Origin of the sequence: Streptomyces sp. NPDC049954, assembly GCF_040656295.1 — a bacterium.
Classification (GTDB): domain Bacteria; phylum Actinomycetota; class Actinomycetes; order Streptomycetales; family Streptomycetaceae; genus Streptomyces.
Window position 1 is genome coordinate 21,022 of sequence record NZ_JBFALS010000004.1, and the last position, 11,839, is coordinate 32,860.

Below are 11,839 nucleotides of genomic sequence, written 5' to 3' on the forward strand. Positions count from 1 at the left end.
GGTCTGGCGCTGAGCGCCTCCGGACTCGCGATGCGTGTCGAGCCCGTCGGGCTTGAGACGGAGATGCAGCGCTCCTACCTCGACTACGCGATGTCGGTCATCGTCTCGCGTGCGCTGCCCGACGTACGGGACGGGCTCAAGCCCGTGCACCGCCGCGTGCTCTACGCGATGTACGACGGCGGCTACCGGCCCGAGAAGGGCTTCTACAAGTGCGCCCGCGTCGTCGGTGACGTCATGGGTAACTACCACCCGCACGGCGACTCCTCGATCTACGACGCCCTGGTCCGTCTCGCGCAGACCTGGTCGATGCGGATGCCGCTGGTCGACTCCAACGGCAACTTCGGTTCCCCGGGCAACGACCCGGCCGCCGCCATGCGGTACACCGAGTGCAAGATGGCCCCCCTCTCCATGGAGATGGTGCGGGACATCGACGAGGAGACCGTCGACTTCTCGGACAACTACGACGGCCGCTCCCAGGAGCCGGACGTCCTCCCGGCCCGCTTCCCGAACCTGCTGATCAACGGCTCCGCCGGAATCGCGGTCGGTATGGCGACCAACATCCCGCCGCACAACCTGCGCGAGGTCGCGGCGGGCGCCCAGTGGTACCTGGAGAACTTCGAGGCGTCCACCGAGGAACTGCTCGACGCGCTGATCGAGCGGATCAAGGGCCCCGACTTCCCGACCGGCGCCCTCGTGGTCGGCCGCAAGGGCATCGAGGAGGCGTACCGCACCGGTCGCGGCTCCATCACGATGCGCTCGGTGGTCGAGGTCGAGGAGATCCAGAACCGGCAGTGCCTCGTCGTCACCGAGCTGCCGTACCAGGTCAACCCCGACAACCTGGCGCAGAAGATCGCGGACCTGGTCAAGGACGGGAAGGTCGGCGGCATCGCCGACGTCCGCGACGAGTCCTCCTCGCGCACCGGACAGCGCCTCGTCGTCGTCCTCAAGCGCGACGCGGTCGCCAAGGTCGTGCTGAACAACCTCTTCAAGCACACCGATCTGCAGACGAACTTCAGCGCCAACATGCTGGCCCTCGTCGACGGTGTGCCGCGCACCCTGTCGCTGGACGCCTTCATCCGGCACTGGGTGACGCACCAGATCGAGGTCATCGTCCGGCGCACCAAGTTCCGGCTGCGCAAGGCCGAGGAGCGCGCCCACATCCTGCGCGGTCTGCTCAAGGCCCTCGACGCCATCGACGACGTCATCGCGCTGATCCGGCGCAGTGACACCGTCGAGGTCGCCCGCGGCGGCCTGATGGACCTGCTCCAGATCGACGAGATCCAGGCGAACGCGATCCTGGAGATGCAGCTGCGTCGCCTCGCGGCCCTGGAGCGGCAGAAGATCGTCCAGGAGCACGACGAGCTCCAGCGCAAGATCGACGAGTACAACGCGATCCTCGCCTCCCCCGAGCGGCAGCGGCAGATCGTCAGCGAGGAACTCACCGCGATCGTCGACAAGTACGCCGATGACCGGCGTTCCCAGCTCGTGCCCTTCGACGGCGACATGTCCATGGAGGACCTGATCGCCGAGGAGGACATCGTCGTCACGATCAGCCGCAGCGGCTATGTGAAGCGCACCAAGACCGACGACTACCGCTCCCAGAAGCGCGGCGGCAAGGGGGTGCGGGGCACGAAGCTGCGGGAGGACGACATCGTCGACCACTTCTTCGTGACGACCACCCACCACTGGCTGTTGTTCTTCACCAACAAGGGCCGTGTCTACCGCGCCAAGGCGTACGAGCTGCCGGACGCCGGCCGGGACGCGCGCGGCCAGCACGTCGCGAACCTGCTGGCCTTCCAGCCGGACGAGTCCATCGCGCGGATCCTCGCGATCCGCGACTACGAGGCCGTTCCGTACCTGGTGCTCGCCACCAAGGCGGGCCTGGTGAAGAAGACCGCGCTCAAGGACTACGACTCGCCCCGGTCCGGCGGTGTCATCGCGATCAACCTGCGGGAGACGGCGAACGGGGACGACGACGAGCTGATCGGCGCCGAACCGGTCTCCTCTGACGACGACCTGCTGCTGATCAGCCGTAAGGCCCAGTCGATCAGGTTCACCGCGACGGACGAGACGCTGCGCCCCATGGGCCGGGCCACCTCGGGTGTCAAGGGCATGAGTTTCCGCGAAGGAGACGAACTGCTCTCGATGAATGTCGTGCGGCCCGGTACGTTCGTCTTCACCGCAACTGACGGTGGGTACGCCAAGCGCACCCCCGTCGACGAATACCGCGTCCAGGGGCGTGGCGGACTGGGCATCAAGGCTGCCAAGATCGTCGAGGACCGGGGCTCGCTCGTCGGTGCGTTGGTGGTCGAGGAGACTGATGAGATCCTCGCCATCACGCTCGGGGGCGGTGTGATTCGTACGCGAGTCAATGAGGTCAGGGAGACGGGCCGTGACACCATGGGCGTCCAACTGATCAACCTGGGCAAGCGCGATGCCGTCGTGGGCATCGCGCGGAACGCCGAGGCCGGACGCGAGGCGGAAGAGGTCGACGGCGATGTCGACCCGGAAGCCGAGGCGGACACGGCCGACGGTACGGCGGAGGGCACGGAGTCCTCGGCCGAGTAAGCGCGAGGAGTGAGTCAACGTGAGTGGAGCCACGGGCGCAGGAGCCAGTGGAAACGCAGCGGACGGCGTCCGTGGCCCCGCTACCGGAGCGCAGGGACAACACCGAGCGCGAGACTCCCAGGGGGGAACTGTGACGGACACCCGAGGCCCGCAGGCGCAGCAGTACGGCGGGCCTGACCCCTACGCGGCCGGCACTGTGCCGGGCGAGGGGCAGCACACGCAGGGCGGCCGGCCCGCGCAGCCCGTTCAGGGCAGCGGCCAGCACGCCCAGCCGGGGCGGCACTCGACGCAGACGAGCGGCGGTGCTCAGCCCTATCAGCCGCCTCAGGCGTACTCCGCCCCGACGACGGGCGGGCAGCAGCCGGGCGCGGTGCGCAGGGCGCGTACGGGGGCTCGTACGGTGCCGCGTACGCGCAAGGCGCGGCTGCGGGTGGCCAAGTCCGACCCGTGGTCGGTCATGAAAGTCAGTTTTCTGCTCTCCATCGCCCTGGGCATCTGCACGATCATCGCGGCGGCCGTGCTGTGGATGGTCATGGACGCCATGGGGGTCTTCTCGACGGTCGGCGGGACCATTTCCGAGGCGACCGGTTCCGGGGACGGAAGCGGTTTCGACCTGGAGACGTTCCTGTCGCTGCCGCGGGTGCTGATGTTCACGTCGATCATCGCCGTTATCGACGTCGTCCTCATGACGGCGCTGGCGACCCTCGGCGCGTTCATCTACAACCTCTCCGCCGGCTTCGTGGGTGGTGTCGAGCTGACGCTCGCGGAGGACGAGTAGGTCTTCGGTTCCTTGTCCCGCCTCGGGTCCTGCGACCTGCCTGCCGTTGGTGCGGCGGTGCGGTCGGGGGCCTCGGCCGGACGGCCCGGGTATCGATTTTGGGACTGGCCCGGTCGTGCGCTAATCTTCAGAGGTCAGCGCGCGAGCGCGCGGGGCTATAGCTCAGACGGTTAGAGCGCTTCCCTGATAAGGAAGAGGCCACAGGTTCAAGTCCTGTTAGCCCCACTTCGTTGGACCCCCTGCCGGTAACGGTGGGGGGTTTCTTCGTGTGGGCTCATCCGCGGGTGTCGCTGTGTTGCCGTTGTTGCCGTTGTCTCTTGGGTGTCGGCGCGGTCTTCAGGCGCTTCGCACGGTCTTGGGCGACCTGCGCGGCCTTCAGGTGACCGGCACCGGTGATACGTCGTGGTGTGCGTGGTGCTGAGGTGTCGTGTTCCGCGCGGTGCGCAGTGTCCCGGTGCTGCTCCTGTGCCGCGCAGGCGATGCAGGCGGCGTACGGGCGTGTGGAGCGCGTACGGGCCGGCTCACGGCGCCGCGGTGGCGTACCGCGCGGTGTCGTGGTGGTCGGCCGGGGCGTGCGGGGCCGCGGCGCGCTCGTGGTGCCCACGGGCGGCGGGGATGCCGGCTCCGGCGCGCGCGGTGGTGGCGAGCGGCGTGGTTTCCTCGCGCTGCGGCAGAACGGTGTCCTCGAAGGTACTCGCCGGGCCGGGGACGCCCGGGGTGGCCGGGGTCGCCGAGCCGGGCCCGGGCTGTACGGGGAGCGCGGGAATCGCGGGCGCGGAGGGGATCTCGCGGGGGCCGCCCGGGTGACGGGGGGCCTGCGAACGGGTGGTGCGGTCGGTGTCGGCCGGTGCCGCGGCCGGGAGTTCGGCTCGCGCGGCGCTCTGCAGGGGGACCTTCGTGAGCTGTGCCAGCTCTGTCAGGCCGGGATCGAGCGGGGCGAGACCCGTGGGTGCGGCCAGTTGGCGGCACGAGGGCGAGGAGCCGTGCTGCTCCGCCCTGATCCGCTGTTTCATGGTCGGTGGCAGTGACTGCTCCTTGACCCGGGCCGGCGCCGTGAGGCGGTGCGGAACGGGCTGGGGCTGCGCGGTGGCCTGCTCGCAGTCGTTGCTCTGCGGGCGGCCGGGGGCGGGGGAGACGGGGGCGGCGGCAGCGTTGGCGGCGGGGGCCGCGAAGCCGAGCGCCGCGAACAGCGCGAGGAAGGCGCCGACGAGCGCCTTCCACAGCGTGGTGAAGGTCTGGGAAGCCACGGTGTCCTCACTTTCAGCTTGGTCGATTTGCGTACTTCCTCATGATGTGGATCGATGGGGGAGAGTCCCGGACCGACGCCCAGGGCGCGTAGATCTTCTGATGAACACCACCCGTACGGACGAGTCGGGTGCGGCGCGAGGAAAATCACACCGCTCGACGGCCCCCGATGAGCGCGGCCGAGGGCCCGACGAGGCGGTGGCGGAGGGCCCCGGCGAGGCGGTGGCGGAGGGCTCCGACGGGCCGCGAGCGGGGCGCCGGACACCGCTTCTCGGGGCCCCAGTTGGGGGCCGGAACGGGGTCGCCGAGTGATATGAGCCGGTGTGTATAGTCGGGCCGCAGAGGTCCCCTTACGTCAAAGAAGGACGAGGTCGCGCGGTGAAGAAGCTTCTCCTGGTCGCACTGGCCGCCATCGGCGGGCTCCTCGTGTACCGCCAGATCCAGGCGGATCGCGCCGAGCAGGATCTGTGGACGGAGGCGACCGACTCCGTGCCCACGGGTTCGTGAGTATCCACTCTCTTCGCACTGGGCCCCGGCCGCTTCGAGCGGCCGGGGCCCAGTGCTGTGCGGGGTGGCCGCCCGTTTCGGCGGTCCCCGGGACAGGGGTGGTGCCGGAGGGGCAGGATGGATCGCGTACCGGTCCGGCCGGGCCGGTGCACGGCGGGCCGGGGCGGGGGCGGATCATTCATGCGCGGCGGGTCGGCGGGCATCTCGGCGGCGCTGAGCGCGGTACTGCTGCTCGTGCCGGCACCGGACGGAACAGCCACCCCCGGGCCCGCGCGCCCGTCCGCTGACGGAGCGTCTGCGCAGCAGCTTCACACCGCACTTATCGCCGCAGCCTCCTCCTCATCGTCCTCCGACTCCTACGGATTCGCTCCCGGCACGCGGCCGGTGGAGGGGCGCAGCAGCAGCACCGAGGCCCCGGAACTGCGGGCGGACGGGACGCCGTACCGCAGCAGCGTGGCGCTCGTGGACGGGGCGCTCTACTACCGGCTGGAGCTGACCGCGCGCGAGGACACGTACGTCTCGGCGGTGGCGATCCCGGGGGCCGGTTCCCCGGTGGAGTACGCGGACGGGGTGCGGCTGACCCTCCAGGACCGCGAGGGCAACCGCTGTGACACGGCGGACGCCACGCTGGGGGCCGCCGCGTACCCGCGACCGCTCGGTGTCTCCGTCGAACGTGCTGTGCGGGCCGGTTCGGTGCGCTGCCAGGAGGCCGGCACCTACTACCTCGTCGTCGAACGGCGGGCCGGCCGCACACCCGGAGCCGAGCCCTGGGATCTGGACGTGCGGGCCTTCGCGGAGCCGCCGCTGCGCGACGCTCCCGCGACCGCCACCCCTGCCCCGCAGCCCTCCGTCTCGCTCCCGCCGCCGGGCGGCACCCCGGTGCGGCGCCCGGGCGGGACCGGGTTCGCGATGAGCGGCACGGAGGGCGAGGTGGGCGAAGGGGTGTGGCGGGACACGCTGCGCCCCGGGACGACGCGGTTCTACCGGCTGCCGCTGGACTGGGGCGAGCAGGTGTCGGTGACCGCCGAGCTGGGCAGCGCGGTCGCGAGTGGTACGGGGCGGCCGTTCGTCAGTTCGGCGCTGACCGTGTCGTTGAGCAATCCCGCCCGCGCGCAGGCCGTTTCCGACGGGGTGACGTACACGGGCCGTCCGGTGAGCGCCGAGCTGGACCCGGGGGCGCCGGTCGCGTACGAGAACCGTTTCGTGGCCCGGAGGGCGCAGAACGCCATGCGGTTCCCCGGGACCTACTACGTGGCGGTGTCCCTCAGCCCGGAACTCGCCGGCGCCTTCGGGGACGGACCGCTCGGGGTGACGCTGCGGATCGCGGTCCGGGACTCGGGCGCGACCGGGCGTACGCCGGTGTACGCCGGTGACCCGGGGATCTTCCGGGCCGGCGGCGGGGACCGGGCGTCCGCCGGTGCGGAGGGGACGGGGGCCGCCGGGGGGACGAAGTGGCGTCTGCTCTCCGTCGGCGGCTTCGGGACGGGGACCGCCCTGGTGCTGTGGATGGCCGGGTGGGCCCTGCTCGCACGGCGTCGCGCGGGCGGCCGGACCCGTTCGAGGAGCGCGCCGCCTCGCTTCTGAGCGGACTGGGGTCGACGGCACCTGTCCGCCCCGGCGGCCTCCTGGGACTCAGGCGCCGCCCTGCACGAGCGCCCAGGCGCCCGTCGCGAAACACACGAGGGCGAGCAGCAGCACCGGGATCGCGACCTTGGCCGGCGGGCCGGGCCTGCGCGCACGCCTGTGGACAGGAGCGGACGGTTGCAAAGGCGGCATCACTTGGTACTGCGGGGCGCCTTGGACGGTGTACGGGCGGGTGGGGACCGAGGGCGGGAGCGGGGCGTCGCTCGTGGTCTCCTCGGCTGGTGCCGGTGCGGACGCGATCCCCTCGGGCGGGAGGTGGGGGTGCGGCGGGGCTGTCGGCGGGGGCGGCACGGGTGGCTGTGCGACGGGCTGGGCAGGCGTCGCGGCCGCGGCGGACGCCGCGGTGAACACTTCGGGCGCGGGGCCGAAACCGGTGGGGGCGGAGGACGGCCCGGTGGCTGTGTGCGGGGCCGGGGCGGCAGGGGGCGCCGGGGCGGCCTCCGCGGGGCGCGACGGGAGACCCGAGGGCGGTGGAGGAAGGGGACCCGGCCGGCGTACCGGATCCGCGTGGGCGGAGGGCCTGGGCTCCGGGCCCTCGGGACCGAAACCGGTCGGCAGCGGGCCGAGTTGGTCGAAGACTTCGATCAGCTCGTCGTCGGGTCCCGGCTCGGGCAACAGAGCGGCCGCCGTGGCGAGTGCCTTGCGGGCACCCGTGGCGGTACGGAACCGGGCCTGCGGATCGGGCTGGAGGAGCGGTCCGAGTACTTCCCACAGGGGGGCGGGGACGTCCTGCGGTGCCCTGGGGGTGCCGTACTGCGTGAAGCGTTCGACGAGCCCTTGGATGTCGGGCCGCGAGCCGCTCAGCAAGTAGAGGGCGACGAGGCCGACGGCGTAGAGGTCGGCGGGGAAGTCGGGTTCCGCGCCGAGCATCTGCTCGGGGGCGAACCAGCCCGGGGTTCCCACGACGAAGTCGGTGTCGGTCAGGCGGGCTTCGCCCTTGTGCAGGGCGATGCCGAAGTCGGCGACCCGCAGGTGCGGCCGCCCCGTGCCGGTCGCCTCCAGCAGGAGGTTGGCGGGCTTGATGTCGCGGTGCACGACGCCTTCCGCGTGCACCGAGGCGAGACCGGAGAGCAGTTGGTCGAGCAGGACGCACACGAACTGCGGTGGCAGCGGCCCGTAGTCCCCGACGAGGTGGGCGAGGGAGCCGCCTCTGACCAGGCCCATCGTGAACAGCACCTGGTCGTCGTCGGCGGCCCAGCTCTCGGGGGCCAGGACGTGCGGGTGGTCGAAGCGCAGGCCCTGCTCCCTGACGAAGCGGAGCAGGGCGTGGGCATCGCTCTGGCGCAGGACCTTCGCGGCGACGTAGCGGTGCCTGCGGTGGTCCCACGCGCGCCAGACGGAGCCCACCCCGCCGCGCCCGATCGGATCTGCCAGTTCGTAGCGGCCGGCGAACATCTCACCCATGGTCGTGCTCGGCTCCCCCGTGCGGCGATGGGCGGCCGGGCGGGCCCCGGCCGGGTACTGCCGGTGGGGCGGGCCCCGCCGCGGTCGTGGCTGGGCTGGCTCAGTTCTGGTGGGCCTCGTAGTGCGCGACGGCGTCGGCGGTGCGGCCGGCGCCGTAGACCCGGAGGAACTCTGCCAGTTCGGGGTGCTCGGGCGCGAGGGTCGCGGCGGCGTCGATGATGTCGCCCGCCGCGGCGACGGAACGCAGCAGGGACTGGATCTCGCGTACGACGCGCCGCACGGTGGGCGCCCCGGACGTCGTCCCCACGGACTGGCCGGAGGTCGACAGCACGGAGCCGCCCTGCGATTTCTTGATCTCGTCCATGCGCGCGGTCGCCTCCGCCGCGCTGACGCTGCCGTCGGCGACCTGCCCGGACAGGTCCTGGAGGAGCTGCACCCGCTGGACGACCGCCGGATTGCCGATCTTGGCCCGCTGTCCGCTCATGAGCTGGGACAGCATGGGAGCGGACAGGCCGAGAACTCCGGCGAGCCGGGCCTGGTTGAGCCCGAGATCGTCGATCAGGCGCCGGAAGAGCGCCCCCAGAGGCTCCCCGTACCAGTTGCGCTGGAGTTCCCTGGCTCTCGCCGTCGCCTCCTGCTGTGCTGCGTCCATGGCGCGTCTCCCCTTAGCTTCCCCACACGTCCCCACGAGCGCGGTTCGCTCCGGCGAACCCCGTAGCGCATCCTACGGAGCGGGCTCGCGCGCCGGGACCCCCATTCCTTTTGCCCAACCCCCGGGGGGAACCGGTACTCTGTCCCTGGCACCCGAACCGCGCTACAGCGGCCGGGACCATCTTTCCGGGGCCTTAGCTCAGTTGGTAGAGCGCTGTCTTTGCATGGCAGATGTCAGGAGTTCGACTCTCCTAGGCTCCACATATGTGCACCCTCCTGACCTGCGGAAACGTGGTCAGGGGGGTTCTTTTGTCCCAGTTTTCTGTGCTGACACGCCAGCACGTTGGTGCTGACGTGAGATTCGTGGGCCCAGCGATTCCAAGGGTCTTCCCGGTTCTCGTTCTCCTGATGGATCTCCTGGTATCGGGAGGGTGGGGGTGGGGAACTGCAGGATGGGCCAGGCGTTCGGGCCGCCGTATGTGGACCGGCGGTGGGCCGTGCTAGGCCCGTACGATGGCGGTGTCTCGGGACGGGCTGGGAGGCGTGATGACCGCGATGTATCCGGAGTACGCGCAGTGGCTGCGGCAGGTGCGCAGTTCGATGAGGTTGCCCAAGGCGGTCAAGCTGCTGTTCGACCAGGGGCGTCTGTACATGTCTCCGGTGACGGAGGCGCACAGCGAGGCGGACGACTCGATCCGGTCGCAGCTGGCGGAGCAGCTGGGCGGGGAGTCCGGTCTGCACGTCACGCGGGACAAGGGTGTGCTGCCGGAGATGGACGGCTATACGCCCGAGCCGGATGTGCTGGTGGTGGATGCGGGTGTGCTCGGTCCGGCGGACGCCTACGTCGATCAGAAGCATGTCCACTTCGTCGCCGAGAGCGTCTCGCGCTCGACGGTCGGGCAGGACTACGGGCGCAAGCTCAACCAGTACGCGGCGCGCGGGATTTCTACGTATCTGATCGTGGACGTGCTGACCGGGGAGTGTGTGCTCTACCGGGAGCCGAAGAGGGATGAGTACACCTCGGCGGTGCCGTACCGGTTCGGTGAGGAGATCGGGTTCTCCATCGCTGGGGTTTCGGTGACGGTGCGGTCCGACTTCAAGAAGATTCGCTGAGGTCGACACGTGAGGACGCGAGGCTCCTCTGGGTGTCTGGCCGGGCACGGCGGTTGCGAGGCCCGCACCTGGCCTGTGCGCGGTGCGGTTCGGTAGCGGTGAGGGGGTCGGCCGCGCGTCGGCCCTTGATCGTTTCGATACGAGAAATTAGATGGTGCTGGCCGGGACGTTATTGACGGAGTGCGACCGGCGATCTGGCGTCGATATCAGCGAGGAGGTGACGGCCATGCCGTCAGGTTCGCTGCTCCTTCAGCGGTGATGTTGACGCTGCGGGGGACTGTGCCTCGCGTGATCCAGCCGAGCTGGAAGAGTCTGTCGGTGATCGCTGTGTCGTGCGGCCCTGCGAGGTGATGTGCCTGCTCGGTCCAGTCGATGCAGTAGCGCAGCGGTCGCACGGTCGAGAGCCGCTCGGGCGCTACGCCCCACGCCACCAACGCCTCGGCTCCGTCGGCGGTGAGCCGGTACTGGTCGCCTTTCCCCGATGAGGAGAGCCGGTCATCCGTGGTCTCCGGGTGGTGGAGCCCATCACCTCCGGCGATCCAGCCGCCCGTGATGAACCGCTGGAACAGGGCAACGCCGGCCTGCCCGGCGAGATGGTGGTAGCAGGTCCGGGCGCTCCGGACCGCATGGGCGCGGGTGTGGGCACGCAGGGAAGTGATCGGAGTACGTGGCGCGAGGCGAGCGAGAGCTTCCAGGACCCCTCAACATCGTCGGTCGCCAGGCGTAGTAGCGGTGGCGTCCCTGCTGCTCGACGGCGACCAGTTTGTGGTTCAGCAGCACTGTCAGGTGGTTGCTGATCGTGGACGCGGACACGCACGCCTCCTGGGCAAGGCGTCCGGCCGGGAGGGCACGCCCATCGGCCAGCGCCATCAGCACACGGGCGCGTCGGGGGTCAGCGAAGGCCGAGGCGACGCCGGCGATGTCCAGCTCACCCGGGGGTTCCGATCCTGGCTCATACCTCGACGCTACGAGCAAAACGCTTCGACGCCCGCTGAAACGTCCTAGGCCGAGGATAGGGGGCATGGCACGAAATCCTTGCCGGTGGCCCCTGACCCTTGCACTGTGCGGTGGCTACTTCCTCGTCCTGCTCGACGTGACCGTCGTCAACGTCGCGCTCCCGCAGATCGGCGCTGAGCTGCATGCGGGAAGCGGCGGACTGGCGTGGACGGTGGACGCTTACTCGGTGCCACTGGCTGCGCTCCTGCTGGCCTCCGGCGCGATCGGTGACCTCATCGGCCACCGCAGAGTCGTCCTGCTCGGCCTCATCGGCTTCAGACCCGGGCCCCAACCACATTCCAGGACGTCTTCGTCCTCGACCAGCAGCACATCCCCGCTCGATGCCCTGGCGGATCGCCACCCACCCCTCAGCCTGAGGAGATTGCTCTCAGGGTGATGGCCACCGCCTCCGCCGGGCCGACGCAAAGATCGACCCAAGTTCGCTCGACGGCGTCAGGCGGTCACCAGGGCAGCGTGCCGTAGCCGCCGTCTCCGTCGCCTTCGGTGGTCCAGATGTGGCCCCACAGGATTCCGGACGGGCCGTCGTCGGGCAGGGTGGCCAGGTGGACGCTGGGCTCGGCTCCCTGGGCCGCCGTGCGCAGGCCCCGGTGCCCGTTGAAGTCCGTGGCGGTGAAGCCCGGATTGGCGGCGTTGACCTTGATCGGGGTGTCCCGCAGTTCTTTGGCGTACATCGCGGTCAGCATGTTGACCGCCGTCTTGGACGAGGGGTACTGGGCCGAAGCCGGCATCGCGCCGAGCGGGCTGCTCGTACCTGTCTGCATGGAGATCGAGCCGACCTCGCTGGAGACGTTGACGATCCGCGCGGCCTCGGCGCGGCGCAGGAGCGGGAGCATCGCGTTGGTCACCCGTGCGTGCCGCCTCGGTGGCTGCGCATGCGGCGCGGCGGTCGAGTTTCGATCCGACCGCGTTTGA

At 70.6% G+C, this 11,839-nt stretch carries 11 protein-coding genes and 2 tRNA genes; 8 read left to right on the forward strand and 5 right to left on the reverse strand.

Going from position 1 to position 11,839, the window contains the following annotated elements:
• Positions 1-30 precede the first annotated feature (30 nt).
• The 3 genes from gyrA to AB0J21_RS09350 all read left to right on the forward strand — a co-directional run bounded on the left by gyrA (position 31) and on the right by AB0J21_RS09350 (position 3,571).
• Complete coding sequence (gyrA, locus tag AB0J21_RS09340) at positions 31-2,568, forward strand: DNA gyrase subunit A (RefSeq protein WP_363145722.1); 2,538 nt, start codon at positions 31-33, stop codon at positions 2,566-2,568.
• A 19-nt stretch (positions 2,569-2,587) separates the two neighbouring features.
• Positions 2,588-3,346, forward strand: a complete 759-nt coding sequence (locus AB0J21_RS09345; RefSeq protein ID WP_363145257.1) for a DUF3566 domain-containing protein — start codon at positions 2,588-2,590, stop codon at positions 3,344-3,346.
• Positions 3,347-3,497: 151 nt separating this feature from the next.
• Positions 3,498-3,571, forward strand: a tRNA-Ile gene (locus AB0J21_RS09350).
• 296 nt (positions 3,572-3,867) lie between these two features.
• On the opposite strand, the gene AB0J21_RS09355 is transcribed toward AB0J21_RS09350, so the two are convergent.
• Positions 3,868-4,593, reverse strand: coding sequence for a DUF6344 domain-containing protein (locus AB0J21_RS09355; protein WP_363145258.1), 726 nt, complete (start codon positions 4,591-4,593; stop codon positions 3,868-3,870).
• 376 nt (positions 4,594-4,969) lie between these two features.
• Between AB0J21_RS09355 and AB0J21_RS09360 the strand changes: the two genes are divergently transcribed.
• On the forward strand, positions 4,970-5,098 hold the full coding sequence (locus AB0J21_RS09360; RefSeq protein ID WP_003999697.1) for a DLW-39 family protein: 129 nt from the start codon (positions 4,970-4,972) through the stop codon (positions 5,096-5,098).
• Between the two features lie 180 nt (positions 5,099-5,278).
• Positions 5,279-6,682, forward strand: coding sequence for a hypothetical protein (locus tag AB0J21_RS09365; protein ID WP_363145259.1), 1,404 nt, complete (start codon positions 5,279-5,281; stop codon positions 6,680-6,682).
• Between the two features lie 48 nt (positions 6,683-6,730).
• Here the strand turns inward: AB0J21_RS09365 and AB0J21_RS09370 are convergent, their stop codons facing one another.
• Complete coding sequence (locus AB0J21_RS09370) at positions 6,731-8,146, reverse strand: serine/threonine-protein kinase (protein ID WP_363145260.1); 1,416 nt, start codon at positions 8,144-8,146, stop codon at positions 6,731-6,733.
• Between the two features lie 100 nt (positions 8,147-8,246).
• Positions 8,247-8,798, reverse strand: coding sequence for a DNA-binding protein (locus tag AB0J21_RS09375; protein WP_363145261.1), 552 nt, complete (start codon positions 8,796-8,798; stop codon positions 8,247-8,249).
• A 187-nt stretch (positions 8,799-8,985) separates the two neighbouring features.
• Here AB0J21_RS09375 and AB0J21_RS09380 point away from each other — a divergent pair.
• A tRNA-Ala gene (locus AB0J21_RS09380) sits at positions 8,986-9,058 on the forward strand.
• Between the two features lie 285 nt (positions 9,059-9,343).
• A complete protein-coding gene (locus tag AB0J21_RS09385; RefSeq protein WP_363145262.1) occupies positions 9,344-9,910 on the forward strand; it encodes a Uma2 family endonuclease in 567 nt (188 codons plus the stop codon).
• 525 nt (positions 9,911-10,435) lie between these two features.
• Here AB0J21_RS09385 and AB0J21_RS09390 read toward each other — a convergent pair.
• A complete protein-coding gene (locus tag AB0J21_RS09390) occupies positions 10,436-10,933 on the reverse strand; it encodes a helix-turn-helix transcriptional regulator (protein ID WP_363145263.1) in 498 nt (165 codons plus the stop codon).
• Here AB0J21_RS09390 and AB0J21_RS09395 point away from each other — a divergent pair.
• A complete protein-coding gene (locus AB0J21_RS09395; protein WP_363145264.1) occupies positions 10,932-11,303 on the forward strand; it encodes an MFS transporter in 372 nt (123 codons plus the stop codon). The two genes, AB0J21_RS09390 and AB0J21_RS09395, sit on opposite strands and share 2 nt — an antisense overlap.
• 64 nt (positions 11,304-11,367) lie before the next feature.
• Here AB0J21_RS09395 and AB0J21_RS09400 read toward each other — a convergent pair whose 3' ends face one another.
• Positions 11,368-11,772 carry an SDR family NAD(P)-dependent oxidoreductase gene (locus AB0J21_RS09400; protein WP_363145265.1) on the reverse strand — a complete coding sequence of 135 codons (405 nt, stop codon included), beginning with the start codon at positions 11,770-11,772 and terminating at the stop codon, positions 11,368-11,370.
• Positions 11,773-11,839 lie beyond the last annotated feature (67 nt).